The 17,482-nt window shown below is 74.3% G+C and carries 16 protein-coding genes; 9 read left to right on the top strand and 7 right to left on the bottom strand.

Annotated elements, in window-relative coordinates; all coding sequences use genetic code 11:
* Positions 1 to 96: 96 nt before the first annotated feature.
* Positions 97 to 420, top strand: a complete 324-nt coding sequence (locus tag AC4MBH_RS18820; protein ID WP_491796884.1) for a hypothetical protein — start codon at positions 97 to 99, stop codon at positions 418 to 420.
* Positions 421 to 458: 38 nt separating this feature from the next.
* Here AC4MBH_RS18820 and AC4MBH_RS18815 read toward each other — a convergent pair whose 3' ends face one another.
* Together AC4MBH_RS18815 and AC4MBH_RS18810 are read right to left on the bottom strand one after the other, a co-directional pair.
* Complete coding sequence (locus tag AC4MBH_RS18815; protein WP_491796882.1) at positions 459 to 617, bottom strand: hypothetical protein; 159 nt, start codon at positions 615 to 617, stop codon at positions 459 to 461.
* Positions 618 to 640: 23 nt separating this feature from the next.
* Positions 641 to 1,531, bottom strand: a complete 891-nt coding sequence (locus AC4MBH_RS18810; RefSeq protein ID WP_491796881.1) for a LysR family transcriptional regulator — start codon at positions 1,529 to 1,531, stop codon at positions 641 to 643.
* Positions 1,532 to 1,604: 73 nt separating this feature from the next.
* Between AC4MBH_RS18810 and AC4MBH_RS18805 the strand changes: the two genes are divergently transcribed.
* Together AC4MBH_RS18805 and AC4MBH_RS18800 are read left to right on the top strand one after the other, a co-directional pair.
* Positions 1,605 to 2,510 (top strand): EamA family transporter, encoded by a 906-nt coding sequence (locus AC4MBH_RS18805; RefSeq protein ID WP_491796879.1) that lies wholly within the window; start codon positions 1,605 to 1,607, stop codon positions 2,508 to 2,510.
* Between the two features lie 9 nt (positions 2,511 to 2,519).
* A complete protein-coding gene (locus tag AC4MBH_RS18800) occupies positions 2,520 to 3,482 on the top strand; it encodes an Ig-like domain-containing protein (RefSeq protein WP_491796877.1) in 963 nt (320 codons plus the stop codon).
* A gap of 16 nt (positions 3,483 to 3,498) precedes the next feature.
* On the opposite strand, the gene AC4MBH_RS18795 is transcribed toward AC4MBH_RS18800, so the two are convergent.
* Entirely contained in the window at positions 3,499 to 3,975 is a 477-nt protein-coding gene (locus AC4MBH_RS18795; protein ID WP_491796875.1) for a GtrA family protein, read from the bottom strand.
* A gap of 47 nt (positions 3,976 to 4,022) precedes the next feature.
* On the bottom strand, positions 4,023 to 5,195 hold the full coding sequence (locus AC4MBH_RS18790) for an acyl-CoA dehydrogenase family protein (protein WP_491796874.1): 1,173 nt from the start codon (positions 5,193 to 5,195) through the stop codon (positions 4,023 to 4,025).
* Positions 5,196 to 5,305: 110 nt separating this feature from the next.
* On the opposite strand from AC4MBH_RS18790, the gene AC4MBH_RS18785 reads away from it, so the two are divergent.
* Positions 5,306 to 6,589, top strand: a complete 1,284-nt coding sequence (locus AC4MBH_RS18785; RefSeq protein WP_491796872.1) for a phytase — start codon at positions 5,306 to 5,308, stop codon at positions 6,587 to 6,589.
* A gap of 27 nt (positions 6,590 to 6,616) precedes the next feature.
* On the opposite strand, the gene AC4MBH_RS18780 is transcribed toward AC4MBH_RS18785, so the two are convergent.
* Positions 6,617 to 7,279 (bottom strand): hypothetical protein, encoded by a 663-nt coding sequence (locus AC4MBH_RS18780; RefSeq protein ID WP_491796871.1) that lies wholly within the window; start codon positions 7,277 to 7,279, stop codon positions 6,617 to 6,619.
* Between the two features lie 83 nt (positions 7,280 to 7,362).
* Here AC4MBH_RS18780 and AC4MBH_RS18775 point away from each other — a divergent pair, with 83 nt between their 5' ends.
* Complete coding sequence (locus tag AC4MBH_RS18775; protein WP_491796870.1) at positions 7,363 to 9,135, top strand: acetyl/propionyl/methylcrotonyl-CoA carboxylase subunit alpha; 1,773 nt, start codon at positions 7,363 to 7,365, stop codon at positions 9,133 to 9,135.
* Entirely contained in the window at positions 9,119 to 10,363 is a 1,245-nt protein-coding gene (locus AC4MBH_RS18770) for a benzoate/H(+) symporter BenE family transporter (protein WP_491796868.1), read from the top strand. Before AC4MBH_RS18775 ends, AC4MBH_RS18770 begins: the two co-directional genes overlap by 17 nt.
* Here the strand turns inward: AC4MBH_RS18770 and AC4MBH_RS18765 are convergent.
* Complete coding sequence (locus AC4MBH_RS18765; protein ID WP_491796866.1) at positions 10,350 to 10,640, bottom strand: DUF1905 domain-containing protein; 291 nt, start codon at positions 10,638 to 10,640, stop codon at positions 10,350 to 10,352. The two genes, AC4MBH_RS18770 and AC4MBH_RS18765, sit on opposite strands and share 14 nt — an antisense overlap.
* A 244-nt stretch (positions 10,641 to 10,884) precedes the next feature.
* Between AC4MBH_RS18765 and AC4MBH_RS18760 the strand changes: the two genes are divergently transcribed.
* From AC4MBH_RS18760 to AC4MBH_RS18750, 3 genes are read left to right on the top strand one after another with little or no spacing between them, the layout of a single operon-like run.
* A complete protein-coding gene (locus AC4MBH_RS18760; RefSeq protein WP_491796864.1) occupies positions 10,885 to 11,391 on the top strand; it encodes a PH domain-containing protein in 507 nt (168 codons plus the stop codon).
* Complete coding sequence (locus AC4MBH_RS18755) at positions 11,388 to 12,839, top strand: PH domain-containing protein (RefSeq protein ID WP_491796862.1); 1,452 nt, start codon at positions 11,388 to 11,390, stop codon at positions 12,837 to 12,839. The genes AC4MBH_RS18760 and AC4MBH_RS18755 overlap by 4 nt, the downstream gene beginning before the upstream one ends.
* Before the next feature lie 57 nt (positions 12,840 to 12,896).
* Entirely contained in the window at positions 12,897 to 16,283 is a 3,387-nt protein-coding gene (locus AC4MBH_RS18750) for a pyruvate carboxylase (RefSeq protein ID WP_491796860.1), read from the top strand.
* 3 nt (positions 16,284 to 16,286) lie between these two features.
* On the opposite strand, the gene AC4MBH_RS18745 is transcribed toward AC4MBH_RS18750, so the two are convergent.
* A complete protein-coding gene (locus tag AC4MBH_RS18745; RefSeq protein ID WP_491796859.1) occupies positions 16,287 to 17,462 on the bottom strand; it encodes a SpoIID/LytB domain-containing protein in 1,176 nt (391 codons plus the stop codon).
* Between the last annotated feature and the right edge of the window lie 20 nt (positions 17,463 to 17,482).

The raw sequence follows: 17,482 nt of genomic DNA, 5'->3' as shown, positions 1-17,482 counted from the left end.
GACCAGTCCTGGGAACCAAGCACTACGGGACCACGGCCGGTAGCGTCCCCCTCCGCACCGCCCACCTCGGTCTCGAGACAGGAACTCCCCCACGCCATGTCGTCCCTCGCCACGAACACCTTCGACGTCACGGCCCCGCCCCCGGCAGCCGCCGTCGCCGTCCAGCGGCTCCTGGCGGAGAAGAAGTACCGCGACGTCCAGCAGAGCCCGGACGGATCCCGGTTCAGCTTCGTGACGCGCAAGACGATGCTCCTGTGGGAGCTCGAGGGTCAGCTGACGATCGAGCCGAACGGCGCCGGTTCGCGCATCGACCTGCAGCTCGACACCGCCGCCGGGCGCCCCCAGGCGCTGCTGGACGGCAAGAAGAACCGGAAGGCTGCCGACAAGCTCGCCGCGGAGATCCGAGCGGCGGTCGGCTGACGGCAGCCACCGGGCGACGACGGGGGCGTCGGCGCCCGCTACTGGGTGTCGTCCTCCGGGACGGTCGAGCCGCCGTCCGAGCCGGGCTCGCCCTCGACGACGTCCTCCTCGTGGGCCACGGACTCAGCGGCGGGCTCGGCGGCCACCTCGGACAGGTCGATCTCGCGGGGCGTCTCGGAGGCGACTGCGTCGGTCATGCGGGCCGGTGCCCACCGAGGGGTCACACCCGCGCAAGCACCTCCAGCAGCGCGGCGACCGCGGGCGAGGCGGTCATGCTGCGCCGGTGCAGGGCGACGATCGACCGGGTCGGGACGGGGTCGGTCACCGGTACGGCGACCAGGTCGTCGCCGAGCGGCTGGCGGCCGAGCCGCGGCACCAGCGCGATGCCGAGCCGGCAGCGCACCAGGGCGAGGTGGGAGGCGAACTCCATCGACTGGTGCGCGATCCGCGGGAGGCGCCCGGTGCCGTCGTACATCCGGTTCAGCCACTGGCGGCAGATGGTGCTCTCCGGCGTCGCCACCCACCCCTCGTCGAGCAGGTCGTGGGGCGTGACGACCTCGCGGCCGGCGAGCCGGTGGTCGCGGTGGACGATCACGTCGGCGACGTCCTGGGCCACCGGCGTCGCCGTCAGGTGGTCGGGTACGGCGAGGGGCACGTCGCCCCAGCGGTGCACGACGCCGAGGTCGGCCTGCCCCGAGGCGACCAGGTCGACGGTGTCCCACGGCTCGCACTCGTGCAGGCTGACGGTCAGGCCGGGGTGCTCGTCGAGCAGCGTCCGCACCCGCGGCGCCACGAGCCCGCGCACCGCGGTCGAGAACGCCGTCATCCGCAGGTGCCCGGCCACCGCCCCGGCCTGCTGGTGCAGCCCGGCCTCGAGCTGCTCCAGGTCGGCGAGCAACCGGCCGCCCTCGTCGACCAGGTGGCGTCCGTGCGACGACAGCACCACCCCGCGACCCACCCGCTCCAGCAGCGGTACGCCGGTCTGCCGCTCGAGCCGCTTGACCTGCTGCGAGACCGCGCTGGGGGTGAACCCGAGCGCCGTGGCTGCGGCGACGACGGACCCGTGGGTGGCGACGGCGCGCAGCGACGTCAGGGCGGAGAGGTCGATCATGCAGGCACGCTACCGGGAACGGTGCACAAAGCATCGCTGGTGCTACATCGTCGCCGTCCGCGACCGTGGTGGGGTGAACCGCCGCGACAGCCTGCTCGCCGCCATGGTCGCGACGGTGTGGGGCTTCAACTTCGTCGTCATCGACTGGGGCATGGAGGGCGTGCCGCCCCTGCTCTTCTGCGCCTTCCGCTTCGTCCTGGTGGTGCTGCCGGCGGTGCTGCTGATCCCCCGCCCGGACGCACCGTGGCGCACCCTCGCCGCCGTCGGCGTCTTCATGTCGCTGGGCCAGTTCGGCTTCCTCTACGCCGCGATGTCCGCCGGCCTGCCGCCCGGCCTGGCCGCGCTCGTGCTGCAGGCCCAGGTGGTCTTCACGATCGTGATCGCCGCCGGCGTGCTCCGCGAGCGACCCACCACCGGCCAGGTCGTCGGCGTCGCGCTCGGGGTGCTCGGCCTGCTCGTGGTCGCGCTCGGTCGGGGCGGCCACGTGCCGCTCGCCGCCCTCGGCCTCTGCCTGCTCGGCGCCCTGTCCTGGGGCATCGGCAACGTCGTCTGCCGCGCGGCGAGCGTGCCCGGCGGCCTCGGCCTCACGGTCTGGTCGGCGGCCGTCGTCCCGGTCCCCCTGCTCGCGCTCTCCTACCTCGTCGAGGGACCGGCCGCGATGGCCGACGGCGTCGCCGCGATCGGGTGGCAGGCGGTCCTCTCGACTCTGTACACCGCCGGCCTGGCGTCGCTGGTCGGGTACGGCGTCTTCAACACGCTGCTGGCCCGCAACCCCTCGGCCGCCGTCGTGCCGTGGGTGCTGCTCGCTCCCGTCGTGGCGATGACCTCGGCCTGGCTGCTGCTCGGGCAGACGCCGAACGCCGCCGAGGCCGGCGGTGGGCTGGTGCTCGTGGTCGGGGTGCTCGCGGCCCTGCGTCCTCCGGGACGCGCCTCGTCCGGACCGGCGCGACCGCCGGCCCGCGAGTCCGCCGAGGCGTAGGTTGACGGCGTGCTCCGCCGCCACCGTGCCACCTCGCTGCCCCTCGCCCTCGTGCTCTTCGTCACCGGCGCCACCGTCGCGCCGCTGTCTGCCACGGCATCCGCGGCATCCGCGGCCAGGGCAGCGGTGCGGGCCGCGGCGACCACCACGGACCTCACGGCCGCGGCGGGTGGCCAGGTGGTCGTCCTGGTGGCGCAGGTCGAACCAGCCGGTCCCGACGGGGCCGTCACGACCGGGTCGGTGACCTTCGCCGAGGCCGGCAGCACGGTCGGCACCGCCGACCTCGACGGTGACGGCGTGGCCCGGCTGACCCTCGACGACGCGTCCCGTGGCGAGCACACCTACACGGCGACCTACGGCGGCGACACCGTCCACGACCCGTCGACCTCCGAGCCGAGCCGCGTCGCGGTGGTGGTGCCGAGCCGGACCGCGGTCGCCGTCACCGTCATCGGTCGCGACGTCCGCACGGTCACCGAGGTCACGGCCGCCGACGGCGGTCCGATCAACGGGACGCTCTCCTACTACGACGACGGCCGGCTGCTGGGCGGGGGGACGATCCGCGGCGGACGCATGGCCTTCACGTTCGGCGGCGTCGATCCCGGGACCCACCGCTACCGCGTGACGTTCGAGTCCGACGACCCGGCCGTCGAGGGGTCGGCGTCTCCCGAGCTGACCGTCCCCGTCCGGCTGGCCTCCCGCACGACGCTCACCGGTCCGGGCACGGTGCAGGCCGGTCGACGCCCGACCGTGGCGGTCGAGGTCACGACCGGACGCGCCGGCACCCCCGCCGAGGGTGAGGTGTCCGTCGTCCTGGACTCCCGCCGACGGTTCGTGGTCACGCTGCGCGACGGACGCGCCCGGGTGCGGCTCCCGGCGCTTCGCGCGGGCCGGCACGCCGTGGCCGCACGGTTCACCGGCTCCCCGACCGCCCGCCCGTCGACCCGGCTGGTGCGGATCACGGCCACGCGCTGAGGCGGGGCACGACCTGCTAGGCCGCGGTCGCCACGCTCTCCTCTGTCGGCTCGGCCGGACGCCGGAACACGAACCGCTTGAACAGGTAGAACCGCGCCCAGAACGCCAGCACCAGACCCACGCCGTTGGCCGAGAGGTTGTCGGCGACCGCCGTCTCGAGGCCCAGCACGTGCCGGGTCAGCACCAGGCAGCCGACCGGAAGGGCCATCGCGGCCAGGTTGATGACGACGTACGCCGTCCACCCGCCGTCGGCCTGCCGCGGCGGGCGGTGCGGGAACACCCAGCCACGGGCGCCGTGGTAGCTGATCACCATGCCGACGAGGTTGGCCAGCACGTAGGCCACGATCGGCTGGGTCTCCAGCAGCGCACCGCCGGGGACGAGCCAGCCGTGGGCCAGCACGTTGAAGAGGACGAACGAGACCCAGGTGGCGGCCTGCGCCACGGCGAAGAACCGACCGAGCTCGCCGAGGTAGCGTCGCCAGCGGTCGGTCACGGGCTCCATCATGACGGACCGACGACCCGTCCTGCGGAGCAACCCACCTACTCGACCGGCAGTCCGAGGCTGCGGGCGATGAGCATCCGCTGCACCTCGGAGGTGCCCTCGCCGATCTCGAGGACCTTGGCGTCGCGGTAGAAGCGCGCCACGGGGTACTCCTCCATGAAGCCGTAGCCACCGAAGACCTGGGTGGCGATCCGGGTCGCGGTGACCGCCGACTCGGTGGAGTAGACCTTGGCGACCGACGCGGCCCGCTTGACCTGCTGGTGCGGGGCGCCGGCGTCCTTGAGCGCGGCGGCCTTGTACGTCAGCAGCCGCGAGGCCTGGAGCATCACCTCGATGTCGGCGATCTGGAAGGCGACGCCCTGCTTGCGGCCGATCGGGCCGCCGAACGTCTGCCGCTCGCCGGCGTACTGCAGCGCCGCGTCGAGGCAGGCCTGGATGCAGCCGACGCTGAGCGCCGAGATCGCGATCCGCCCGTCGTCGAGGGTGGCCAGGAACTGGGCGTAGCCGCGGCCGCGGTCGCCGAGGAGGTGGTCGGCGGGGACGTGGCAGTCCTCGAAGCTGAGCGCGTGCGTGTCGGAGGCGTGCCAGCCGAGCTTGTCGTAGGCCTTCTCGACCACGAACCCGGACGTCCCGCTCGGGACCATGATCGCGCTGATCTCGGGGCGGCCGTCGTCGCGGGTGCCGGTGCGCGCGGTGACCGTGACCAGGCTGGTGATCTCGGAGCCGGAGTTGGTGATGAACTGCTTGGCGCCGTTGACGACCCACTCGTCGCCGACGAGCTCGGCCCGGGTCTTGGTGGCGCCGGCGTCGGAGCCCGCACCCGGCTCGGTCAGGCCGAAGCCGGCCAGCGCGTCGGCGGCCACCAGGGCCGGCAGCCAGCGCTCCTTCTGCTCGGCCGTGCCGTAGGTGAGTATCGGGTTGATGCCCAGGCCGACCCCGGCCTGGAGCGTGATGCCCATCGACTGGTCGACGCGACCGAGCTCCTCGATGGCCACGCAGAGGCTGGTGAAGTCGCCGTCGTCGCCGGCCCCGCCGTACTCCTCGGGGGCGGTGAGGCCGAACAGGCCCAGCTTGCCCATCTGCTGCACGACGCCGACCGGGAAGTGGTGATCGCGGTCCCACTGCGCCGCGTGCGGCGCGATCTCGGCCTCCGCGAACTCGCGGACGCTGCGACGGAACTCTTCGTGCTCTCGGGACAGCTCGAACGTCATGCGGCGATCCTACGTCGTCCGGTTAGCGTTTGTTAACCACCGCGGGTGGGAACGTCGCCGTTCCGCCGGCGTTCACCGGCTGGTCGGCCGCAACCGCTTCGCTGCCCCCCATGACGCGTCCCCCGCTGCTCCCGCTCTCGCTGGTCGCCCTGACCGCGACCGCCCTCCTCGCCGCCACGCCCGCGGTCGCCGCCCCGGCTCCCCCGGCCGGGCCCGACGTGCTGCGCCCGGCGCTGGAGACCGCGCCGCAGTTCGACGACGAGGCCGGCGGCGACGCCGACGCCGACGACCCGGCGATCTGGGTGCACCCGACCCGGCCCGGGCGCAGCCTCGTCCTCGGCACCCTCAAGAACGGTGGGCTCGACGTCTACGACCTGCGCGCCCGCCGGGTGCAGCACGTCGACACGCCGCCCGCGCCGGCGCCCGGGCTCGAGTCGGGCCGGTTCAACAACGTCGACGTCGCCCCCGGGACCCGGTGGGGCGACCTCGCCCTGGTCACCGACCGGGGCCGTGACCGGCTCCGGGTCTACCGGGTCGACCCCCGCGGCGCCGCGGCCCCGCGGCAGGTCGTGCGCGACGTGACGGCGCCCCGTGCGCCGCGGCTGTTCAGCCGCACCGAGGCCGCGGTCGAGGAGCAGCGCACCGGCTACGGGCTCGCCGTGCGCCAGGTCGGCCGGGCGACGTACGCCGTGGTGAGCCGGCGCAGCACGAGCGGGCTCGGCATGGTCCGGCTGCGCGGCACCGCCGACCGGGTCGACTACCGACGCACCGCCCGGCTGCGGTTGCCCGACACGTTCCGGCTGCGCGACGGCTCGTCGTGGTCGCCGTGCACCGACCCCGGCGACGGACCCCAGGTCGAGGGCATGGTCGTCGACCAGGTCCGCGACGTCCTCTACGCCGCGCAGGAGGACGTCGGCGTGTGGCGAGTCCCGCTGCGCGGGGCCGGCTTCGGCACGCCGCGGCTGGTCGAGAAGGTCCGCGAGTTCGGGCGCGACGCCTCCTACGACGAGGAGACCGAGGAGTGCGTCGTCACCGGGCCGCGGGTGCCCGACAGCGGCCGCCACCTCAGCGCCGACGCCGAGGGGCTGACCTTCGAGACCCGCGGCGGCCGCCCGGTGCGGCTGCTGGCGTCCAGCCAGGGCGACGACACGTTCTCGGTCTTCACCCTCCGCGGCAACCACCTGCGCACCTTCCGCGTCGGCGCGACGAAGGGCCGCCCCCGCATCGACAGCGTGCAGGAGAGCGACGGCGCCGCGCTGGTCGACCGGCCGCTCGGGCGCCGCTTCCCGCGAGGACTGCTCGTCGTCCACGACGGCGACAACGGTCCCGCGGTGCCCGGCGACGACGGCGAGCCGCGTCCCGGCACGAACTTCAAGCTCGTCCCCTGGCGCTGACCTGGCGCTGACCCGGCGCCTGCCGGGTCAGCCGCAGTTGTCGCAGATCCCGGTCGCCGGGATGGCCATGAAGCAGGTCGGGCACACCGTGACCGGGCGGTCGGACGCCGCGACCCGCTTCGGCGCGGAGACCTTCGGCTCCTTCGGCTCCTTCGGCGCCCGGGGGGCGCGCGGGGTCTTGGGCGCCGCCCCGGCGGTGCTGCGGGGAGCGCGGGCGCGGGTCGTGGTCGGCACCGCGGCGGGCACGCCGCCGTCCTCGGGGGCCGACCCGGCCCACTGGTAGCAGGTGAGCCGGGCGCGGGCCGCGTGCCGCTCGCGCGCGGCCGGGTCGGTGATCGGGAGCTCGTCGTGGGCGCGGAGCACGTCGTCGTACCGCTCCCCCACCCAGCCGCGGGCGTCGACCACCAGCGCCGTCAGCGGCGGGTAGCCGTCGTGGTGGTGCAGGTGGGCCAGGGGCAGCAGCATCTTGGCGATCCAGCGCTCGGGCGGCCGGGTCGTGCGGATGCCGGTCTCGGCCTGGAGCCGCTCGGCGAGCTCGGCCTCGCGGACGACGCCGTGGTAGTCCGCGGCCGCCTCCTCGAGGATCGGGTGCGCGGCACGGGCCCACGTCTCGAGGGCGATCCCCTCGGTCGTCGGTCGGCCACCCGGCTCGTGCCAGAAACCCTTGCGTTCTTGCTGGTACTCGGACACGACTCCGAGCATAGGTCGACTGCCCGGTAACCTGCGCGGCGGGACGGACTCCCGGCCCCCCGACCGACAGTGCAGGAGTGCAGGTGCCCGACGTCAAGCCGTTGCAGAAGGTCCTGGTCGCCAACCGTGGCGAGATCGCCGTCCGGGTCATCCGGGCGTGCAAGGACGCGGGGATCGGCAGCGTCGCGGTGTACGCCGACCCCGACCGCGACGCCCAGTTCGTGCGGATCGCCGACGAGGCCCACGCGCTCGGCGGGGCCACCCCGGCCGACTCCTACCTCGACATCGGCAAGATCCTGGCGGTCGCGGAGAGGTCCGGCGCCGACTCGGTCCACCCCGGCTACGGCTTCCTCGCCGAGAACGCCGAGTTCGCCCAGGCCGTGCTCGACGCCGGCCTGGTGTGGATCGGCCCGCCGCCCTCGGCGATCGACGCGCTGGGCGACAAGGTCAAGGCCCGCCACATCGCCGAGAAGGTCGGTGCTCCCCTGGCCCCCGGCACCAAGGACCCGCTCGCCAACGCCGACGAGGCGGTCGCCTTCGCCGAGCAGAACGGGCTGCCGATCGCGATCAAGGCCGCCTTCGGCGGCGGTGGGCGCGGCCTGAAGGTGGCGCGCGAGATGTCGGAGGTGGCCGACGCGTTCGAGTCCGCCGTCCGCGAGGCCGTCTCGGCGTTCGGCCGCGGCGAGTGCTTCGTGGAGAAGTTCCTCGACCGGCCGCGCCACGTCGAGACCCAGTGCCTGGCCGACCAGCACGGCAACGTCGTGGTCGTCTCCACCCGCGACTGCTCGCTGCAGCGCCGCCACCAGAAGCTCGTCGAGGAGGCGCCCGCGCCGTACCTGAGCGACGAGCAGGTCACCGAGCTCTACGAGTCGTCCAAGGCGATCCTGCGCGAGGCCGGCTACGTCGGCGCCGGCACCTGCGAGTTCCTGGTCGCCCTCGACGGCACGATCTCCTTCCTCGAGGTCAACACCCGCCTCCAGGTCGAGCACTGCGTCTCCGAGGAGGTCACCGGCATCGACCTGGTCCGCGAGATGTTCCGGATCGCGGCCGGCGAGGAGCTCGGCTACGACGACCCCGCGGTCACCGGCCACTCCATCGAGTTCCGGATCAACGCCGAGGACGGCGGCAACAACTTCATGCCGGCGCCGGGCACGCTGTCGGCGTGGAGCCCGCCGCAGGGCCCGGGCATCCGCCTCGACGGCGGCTACGAGAACGGCGAGACGATCCCGGGGGCCTTCGACTCGCTGATCGCCAAGCTCATCGTCACCGGCCGCGACCGCACCCAGGCGCTCGAGCGCTCCCGCCGTGCCCTCGACGAGTTCGTCGTCGACGGCATGCCCACGGTGATCCCGTTCCACCGCGCGGTCGTCTCCGACCCGGCGTTCACCGCCGAGGGCGGCGACTTCGAGGTCTACACGACGTGGATCGAGACCGACTTCGACAACCAGATCGAGCCGTACGGCGGCGCCGTCGCCGAGGCCGACGAGCCCGGCGAGCGGCAGACCGTCGTCGTCGAGGTCGGCGGCAAGCGTCTCGAGGTCGTCATCCCCGCCGGCCTGGGCGGTCTGTCGTCCGGCGCGGGCGCGGGCGCCAAGAAGCCCCGGCGCGCCGGCGGCAAGAAGGCCGGTGCCGCCGCGTCCGGAGACGCCGTCACCAGCCCGATGCAGGGCACGATCGTCAAGGTCGTCGTCGAGGAGGGCCAGGAGGTCGCCGAGGGCGAGACCGTGGTCGTCATCGAGGCGATGAAGATGGAGCAGCCGCTCAAGGCCCACAAGGCCGGCACCGTGACCGGTCTGCAGGCCGAGGTGGGCGCGACCGTGACCAGCGGGGCCGTCATCTGTGAGCTCAAGAACTAGCCCCGCCGACGCCCCGGTCGAGGCGACCGGGGCCGGCGGCCACGGCCAGGCGATCCTGGCCGGCATCATCACCGCGGTCGTCGGGTTCACCTCCGGGTTCGCCGTCGTCCTCACCGGGCTCGCCGCGGTGGGCGCCTCGCCCGACGAGGCCGCCTCGGGACTGCTGGTGGTGACCCTGACGATGGGTCTGGGCTGCCTGCTCTTCTCCTGGTTCACCCGGGTGCCGGTGACGATGGCCTGGTCGACCCCGGGCGCCGCGCTGCTGGCCGGTGCGACCGTCCCCGACGGCGGCTACGCCGACGCCGTCGGTGCGTTCGTGCTCGCCGGCGTGCTCTACCTGCTGACCGGCCTGGTCCGTCCGCTGGGCGACCTGGTCGCCCGGATCCCGACGCCGCTGGCCAACGCGATGCTCGCCGGTGTCCTGCTGACCCTGTGCGTCGAGCCGTTCCTGGCCCTGGCCGACGAGCCGGCCGCGATCGCACCCGTGCTGGTCACCTGGCTGGTGCTGCTGCGGTTCGCCCGACGCTGGGCGGTGCCCGGCGCCTTCGTCGCGGCCGTCGTCGTGATCGTCGCCTCCGGCTCGCTGGGCGACGTCGCAGCGGGCGACCTCGCTCCCACGCTGACCTGGACGACGCCGACGGTCGACCTGGCCACGGTGGTGGCGATCGGCGTACCGCTCTACCTGGTGACGATGACCAGCCAGAACATCCCGGGTGTCGCGGTGCTCGCGTCGTTCGGCTACCGCGCGCCGTTCTCCCGCGCGATGGCCTACACCGGCGGCACGACCGTCCTGACCGCCCCGCTCGGCGGGTTCTCGATCAACCTCGGCGCCATCTCGGCCGCGATCTCGGCCGGGCCGACCGCCGGCGACGACCCGTCGCGGCGGTGGGTGGCCGGCGTCTCGGCCGGGGTGACCTACCTGCTGCTCGGTCCGCTCACCGCGCTCGTCACCACCGTGTCGGCGGCGGCGCCGGCCGGGGTGATCGCGGCGGTCGCGGGCGTCGCCCTGATCGGCACGTTCGGGTCGGCCGCGGCGTCGGCGCTGGGCGACGACGACTACCGCGAGGCGGCCGCCGTGACCTTCGTGGTCGCCGCGTCGGGCCTGGCCGTCGCCGGGATCAGCGCCGCGTTCTGGGCGCTGCTCGCCGGCGGGCTCTTCCTCGTCGTGATGCGGGTGCGCCTCGGCCGGCGCGACGACGACATCGACGACGGCGTCACGGCATCGTGACCGTCAGGGCCACGGTGATCACGTCACCGAGGTCGATGTCCTCGGCGCGGCGCACGGCGTCCTTGATCGGGACGACGTAGCCGCCGTTGCGCGGCCACAACGCCGTGGTGAAGCCGGTGTCCCCCACCCGGCCCGAGACCGGGATCATCCCCCAGCCGTAGGAGACCAGGGGCGAGACGTCGGCGAGCTCGGCCGCCTCGGCCTGTGGGACCTCGACGAAGTGGTAGGGCGCGGGACCGCGCCACGACACCACCTCGCCGTCGAACTCGAGCTCCACGCGGCCAGCCTAGGAGACCAGCCGCGTGCGGGGGTCAGACGCGACGGCGACCGGCGATGAGGAACTTGTAGACGAGGAAGGCGATGACGATGACGGCGATCACGATGATGATGGTGCGCACAGGTGTGCTCCTTCGATGGGGGACGGATCCCCTCCAGCCTCGCGTGCCCCTCGCCGCCCGGACCCACCCGCTCAGGTGGACCACACCCGGCACCGGCCACGGGGCGACTCCTAGGCTCGGGCCATGTCCACCGACGCCGCGACCGGCCTGCGCGACCCCGGCCTGCGCGACCCCGCCCACCGGGTCAGCCCCCGGGCACGGGTGATGTGGGTGCTGACCTCAGCGGTCGAGGGCGTGGTCGGGCTGGCGGTGCTGCTGGGCGCCGTCCTGGTCTGGGACGAGGTGCCGGCCTGGACGCTCGCGCTGCTCGGCGCCGTGGTGGTCGCCTGGGTGTGCGTGGTCCCGCAGTGGCGCTACCTCGTGCACCGGTGGGAGACCACCGAGACGGCGGTCTACACCCAGACCGGGTGGTGGGCCCGCGAGCGGCGGATCGCCCCGATGAGCAGGATCCAGACCGTCGACTACGCCGAGGGCCCGGTCGCGCGGTTGTTCGGGCTCGCCAGCGTCACCGTCACCACGGCCTCGGCGGCCGGCGCCCTGAGCATCGACGGGCTCGACCGCGACGTGGCCCGGCGCCTCGTCGGCGACCTGACCCGCCAGGCGGACGCCGTCGAGGGCGACGCCACGTGAGCGACGCCCCCGCACCCGTGGAGGCCGCCTGGCAGCGGCTCGACCCGCGGATGCTCCTGGTCCACCCGATCCGCGAGCTCCTGCGGTTCCTGCCGGTCCTGATCGCCCTGGCCGTGGCCGGTACGGCGTCGGGCGGCCCGCCCTGGCAGCTGCTCGGCGTCCTGGTGCCGGTCGCGCTCGGCGTGCTGCGCTACCTGACCACCCGCTACCGCATCGCCGCCGGCCGGGTGGAGCTCAGCCGCGGGCTGCTCAGCCGCCGGGTGACCTCCACGCCGCTCAACCGGGTGCGCACCGTCGACCTCACCGCCTCGCTCATCCACCGGCTGCTCGGCCTGACCACGCTGCGCATCGGCACCGGCCTGGCGTCGAGCGACGACGGCGACGGGCTCGACCTCGACGGCCTGCCCGTCGACCGCGCCCGGGCGCTCCGGTCGGACCTGCTGCACGCGGCGACCCCCGTGGACGGCGCCGAGCCGGCCGTGGTCCCGCCCCTGGTCGAGTTCGACCCGCGCTGGCTGCGGTTCGCGCCGTTCACCGGGACGGGCCTGGTGGTGGCCGCGGCGACCGTCGGCGGGGCGAGCCAGCTGCTCGACGCCGTCGACGGCTGGGAGCGGCTCGACCCCGGCGACCCGGGGTCGCCCTCTGCACTGGCCGTCGCGGGCGGCGTCGGGGTGGGGCTGCTGGTGCTGCTCACGCTGTCGGTGCTCGGCTACCTGGTCGTCAACGGCGGCTTCCGGCTGACCCACCAGGCCGGCGCCTGGCACGTGCGCCGCGGGCTGCTGACCACCCGCGAGACCAGCATCGACGAGGAGCGACTGGCCGGCGTCTCCCTCGGCGAGCCCCTGGCGCTGCGAGTCGCCCGCGGGCGGCACCTGCAGGCCATCGTCACCGGCGTCGACCGGGCCCAGACCGGCAGCTCGACGCTGGTGCCACCGTCGGACGCCGACGTGGCACCCCGCGCGGCCCGAGCGCTGATCGGGCGCACCGAGCCGGTCGACGGCGTCCTGCAGCGGCACGGCGACGCCGCCGCCCGGCGGCGCTGGTCGCGGGCCCTGACGCCGGTCGCGGTCCTGGTCGGCGCAGCCGTGGTGGCGGTCGCGACCGGCGGCCCCTGGCTGCTGCTGGTGCCGGCCCTCGTGCTGCTGGCCGGCGCCGCGGCCCTGGCCGCCGACCGGGTCGCGGGCCTGGGCCACGCCCTCGTCGACGGGTACCTCGTGGCGCGGTCGGGCAGCCTGGCCCGCCGGCGCGACGTGCTGGCGGTCGACCACGTGATCGGCTGGAACCTCCGGGCCACCTGGTTCCAGCGCCGTGTCGGCCTCACCACCCTCGCGGCCACCACCGCCGGCGGCCGGCAGTCGGTGGCCGTGCTCGACGTGCCCGAGGCCGACGCCGTCCGCCTCGCCGACCGGGCGATCCCCGGCCTGGTCAGCCAGTTCCGCCGCGCCTGATTTCGGACGTGAGACGGGTCGCGGGCGCGGGGCCCGGTCCCCACTAGGTTTGCCCGCATGTTCTCGAAGGTGCTGGTGGCCAACCGTGGCGAGATCGCGATCCGGGCGTTCCGGGCGGCGTACGAGGTCGGGGCCCGGACGGTCGCGGTCTTCCCCTACGAGGACCGGTGGTCCGAGCACCGCCTCAAGGCCGACGAGGCCTACGAGATCGGCGAGCGCGGGCACCCGGTGCGGGCCTACCTCGACCCCGAGGCGATCGTCGCCGTCGCCGTCAAGGCCGGCGCCGACGCGGTCTACCCGGGCTACGGGTTCCTCTCCGAGAACCCCGCCCTGGCCGAGGCCTGCGCCAACGCCGGCATCACCTTCGTCGGACCGACCTCCGAGGTCCTCGAGCTGACCGGCAACAAGGCGCGCGCGATCGCCGCGGCCAAGGCGGCCGGCGTACCGACCCTGGCCAGCGTGGAGCCGTCGACCGACGTCGACGCGCTGGTCGAGGCGGCCTCCGAGCTGCCCTACCCGCTGTTCGTCAAGGCCGTCGCCGGCGGCGGCGGCCGCGGCATGCGCCGCGTCGACGACCCGGCGCTGCTGCGTGAGGCGGTGGAGACCTGCATGCGCGAGGGCGAGGGCGCGTTCGGCGACCCCACCGTCTTCATCGAGCAGGCCGTCGTCGAGCCGCGCCACATCGAGGTGCAGATCCTCGCCGACGGCGCCGGCAACGTGATGCACCTCTTCGAGCGCGACTGCTCGGTTCAGCGGCGGCACCAGAAGGTCGTCGAGATCGCCCCGGCACCGCACCTCGACCCCGAGCTGCGGGAGAGGATGTGCGCCGACGCCGTCCGCTTCGCCACCGAGATCGGCTACCGCAACGCCGGGACCGTGGAGTTCCTGCTCGACCCGCACGGCAACTACGTCTTCATCGAGATGAACCCCCGCATCCAGGTCGAGCACACGGTGACCGAGGAGGTGACCGACGTCGACCTCGTGCAGTCGCAGCTGCGGATCGCCTCCGGCGAGACGCTCGAGGACCTCGGCCTGTCGCAGGAGACGGTGACCCTGCGCGGCGCGGCGCTGCAGTGCCGGATCACCACCGAGGACCCGGCCAACAACTTCCGCCCCGACACGGGCGTCATCACCACCTACCGCTCCCCCGGCGGCGGCGGGGTCCGGCTCGACGGCGGCACCGTCTACACCGGCGCCGAGGTCTCCGCCCACTTCGACTCCATGCTGTCCAAGCTCACCTGCCGCGGGCGCACCTTCGAGAGCGCGGTGGCCAAGGCCAAGCGCGCGGTGGCGGAGTTCCGGATCCGCGGCGTCTCCACCAACATCCCGTTCCTGCAGGCCCTGCTCGACGACCCCGACTTCGCCGCCGGGCGGGTCACCACGTCGTTCATCGAGACCCACCCCTACCTGCTCAACGCGCGCAGCTCGGGCGACCGCGGCACCAAGCTGCTCACCTACCTGGCCGACGTCACCGTCAACCAGCCGCACGGCGACGTGCCGGTGACCCTCGACCCGGCGACCAAGCTGCCCGACGTCGACCTCGACGTGCCGGCGCCCGACGGCACCCGCCAGCTGCTGCTCGAGGTCGGGCCCGAGGAGTTCGCCCGGCGGCTGCGGGCGCAGGACACGGTCGCCGTCACCGACACGACGTTCCGCGACGCCCACCAGTCGCTGCTGGCCACCCGCGTCCGCACCCGCGACCTGGTCGCCGTCGGCGGCCACGTGGCCCGCACCACCCCACAGCTGTGGTCGGTCGAGGCCTGGGGCGGGGCGACGTACGACGTCGCGCTGCGCTTCCTGGGCGAGGACCCGTGGGAGCGCCTGGCCGCGCTACGCCAGGCGGTGCCCAACATCTGCCTGCAGATGCTGCTGCGCGGGCGCAACACGGTCGGCTACACGCCGTACCCGACCGCGGTGACCCAGGCCTTCGTGGAGGAGGCCGCCGCCACCGGCGTCGACGTGTTCCGGGTCTTCGACGCCCTCAACGACGTCGAGCAGATGCGCCCGGCGATCGAGGCGGTGCGCTCGACCGGCACGGCCGTCGCGGAGGTCGCGCTCTGCTACACCGGCGACCTGTCCAGCCCCGACGAGAAGCTCTACACCCTCGACTACTACCTGCGCCTGGCCGAGCGCATCGTCGACGCCGGCGCCCACGTGCTCGCCATCAAGGACATGGCGGGGCTGCTCCGGGCCCCGGCGGCACGCACGCTGGTCACCGCGCTACGCGAGCGCTTCGACGTGCCGGTCCACCTGCACACCCACGACACCCCCGGCGGCCAGCTGGCCACCCTGCTCGCCGCGATCGACGCCGGCGTCGACGCGGTCGACGCGGCCTGCGCCGCGATGGCCGGGACGACGTCGCAGCCGGCGCTCTCGGCGCTGGTCTCGGCCACCGACCACTCCGACCGCGAGACCGGCCTGTCACTGGCCGCGGTCAACGCCCTGGAGCCCTACTGGGAGGCCACCCGCCGCGTCTACGCGCCGTTCGAGTCGGGCCTGCCGTCGCCGACCGGCCGCGTCTACCGCCACGAGATCCCCGGCGGCCAGCTGTCCAACCTGCGCCAGCAGGCGATCGCCCTCGGGCTCGGCGAGAAGTTCGAGCAGGTCGAGGACATGTACGCCGCCGCCAACGACATCCTCGGCAACGTCGTCAAGGTCACGCCGTCGTCCAAGGTCGTCGGCGACCTCGCGCTGTCGCTGGTCGGCGTCGGTGCCGACCCGGCGGAGTTCGCCGCGGACCCGGCGAGGTTCGACATCCCCGACTCGGTGATCGGGTTCCTCAACGGCGAGCTCGGTGACCCGCCCGGCGGCTGGCCCGAGCCGTTCCGCACCAAGGCGCTCGAGGGCCGCACCTGGACGGCCCCCGCGGAGGAGCTCACCGACGAGCAGGCCGCCGGCCTGGCCGGCGGGTCGACGTCGCGGCGCCGGATGCTCAACCAGCTGCTCTTCCCCGGCCCCACCCAGGCCTTCGACGAGGTCCGCGAGACCTACGGCGACGTGTCGGTGCTGCCGACCCTCGACTACCTCTACGGCCTGCAGCGGGGTGAGGAGCACGAGGTCGAGCTCGAGGCCGGCAAGACGCTGCTCATCGGCCTCCAGGCGATCAGCGAGCCCGACGAGCGCGGCTACCGGACCGTGATGGCCGTCATCAACGGCCAGATGCGCCCGATCTCGGTGCGCGACAAGAACGTCGCGTCCGACGTCCAGGCCGCCGAAAAGGCCGACCCCGGCAACGACAGGCACGTCGCGGCGCCCTACCAGGGCGTGGTCACCGTCGTCGTCGCCGAGGGTGACACCGTCGAGGCCGGCCAGACCGTCGCCACGATCGAGGCGATGAAGATGGAGGCCTCGATCACCGCGCCGACCGCGGGCACGGTCGCGCGGGTCACCATCGGCGGCGCCCAGGCCGTCGAGGGCGGCGACCTCGTGGTCGTGCTGGGCTGAGGCTCAGCGCTGGGTGAACCAGGTCGACCTCAGGCCGACGACGCTGCGGAACGTCTCGCCGCTGACCCGCACGGACCCGCCCGAGCCGACCACCCGGAGCGAGGTGACCCGGCCGCCCCACTGGCCGTGGCCGTCGCGGGCCAGGACCCGGAGGCGCTCGAACCTCCCGATCCCGGGGTAGGCGCGCTCGAGGGTGCTCGGGCTGATCGACGCCGTCCAGCCGCGGTAGGTGTCGTCGTAGGGGTCCTGCTTGGCGACGAGGTAGGGCTGCGACCCGGCTGACATCCAGCCGCCGTTGCTGGCCGAGAACTGGGTGAACGCCGGCCGGCCGTCGTGGACGAGCACCTCACCCGCCGTGGCCCGGATGGCGGCGTCGGTGCTGGCGACCTCGTCGGTGGCGCCGCCGTAGGCCTGCGACGCGGTGGTGTCGTGGACGTGGAAGTAGCGGCGCGCGCGGTCGGCGCGCTCGCGGGCGGCGTAGGTGCGGGCCGCGATCGCCTGGGCGCGCAGCGCGGCCGGCTCCCAGGAGGTGTAGACCTCGCGCGGGACCACGCCGCGCAGGTAGGACTCGATCGGCACCACGTTGACGGTGTCGCGGGCCGCGGAGGACGCTGCGGGCGCGGCCGAGCGCAGCGCGCCACGGTAGCGACGACGCTCGCCCGGAACCACCAGGGTCACCGGCTGGCCACCGGCGCTGATCTCGGCCTGCCCGGGCACGGTGCGCACCGTGCGCCACCCGCCGCCCGCACCCCTCCACGCCACGGCGCTGCGGCTGCCGCCCGAGACCGGCACGATCCGCCACAGCCCCGCGCTGGCGGGCCGGTCGAGCCGGTAGGTGCGACCGTTGCCCAGGCTGCGCACCCGCAGGCCGGGACGGTCGAGGACCACCACGTCGGTGGAGGTGTCGGCCGTGACCAGGACCCGGACGACGCCGCCGCTGGTGCCGCGTGCCAGCCCCGGGTAGTAGAAGGCGAGGATCTGCCGGTGGCCGCGCCCCGCCAGCGCCTGGTTCTGCGCGCCCCACTGGGACATCCCGTGCCCGTGCCCGTAGCCGTTGCCGACGAGACGGACGGCGTCGGCCCGCTCCGGTGCCGGCGCCCCGGAGGAGGCGGCACCGACACCGGTGAGGACGAGGGCCGTGGCGACCACGGTCGCGGTGGCGAGCACCCGGGAGAGCATCGGGCGATGCTACGTCACCC

It is taken from the genome of Nocardioides sp. WJ219 (assembly GCF_058559815.1).
This window is presented reverse-complemented; position numbering and strand designations above follow the sequence as displayed.

Bases quoted from the DNA above. Each gene is read 5' to 3' on its own strand.
- AC4MBH_RS18820 (WP_491796884.1), top strand. From the start codon at position 97: ATGTCGTCCCTCGCCACGAACACCTTCGACGTCACGGCCCCGCCCCCG.
- AC4MBH_RS18815 (WP_491796882.1), bottom strand. From the start codon at position 617: ATGACCGACGCAGTCGCCTCCGAGACGCCCCGCGAGATCGACCTGTCC.
- AC4MBH_RS18810 (WP_491796881.1), bottom strand. From the start codon at position 1,531: ATGATCGACCTCTCCGCCCTGACGTCGCTGCGCGCCGTCGCCACCCAC.
- AC4MBH_RS18790 (WP_491796874.1), bottom strand. From the start codon at position 5,195: ATGACGTTCGAGCTGTCCCGAGAGCACGAAGAGTTCCGTCGCAGCGTC.
- AC4MBH_RS18785 (WP_491796872.1), top strand. From the start codon at position 5,306: ATGACGCGTCCCCCGCTGCTCCCGCTCTCGCTGGTCGCCCTGACCGCG.
- AC4MBH_RS18760 (WP_491796864.1), top strand. From the start codon at position 10,885: ATGTCCACCGACGCCGCGACCGGCCTGCGCGACCCCGGCCTGCGCGAC.
- AC4MBH_RS18750 (WP_491796860.1), top strand. From the start codon at position 12,897: ATGTTCTCGAAGGTGCTGGTGGCCAACCGTGGCGAGATCGCGATCCGG.
- AC4MBH_RS18745 (WP_491796859.1), bottom strand. From the start codon at position 17,462: ATGCTCTCCCGGGTGCTCGCCACCGCGACCGTGGTCGCCACGGCCCTC.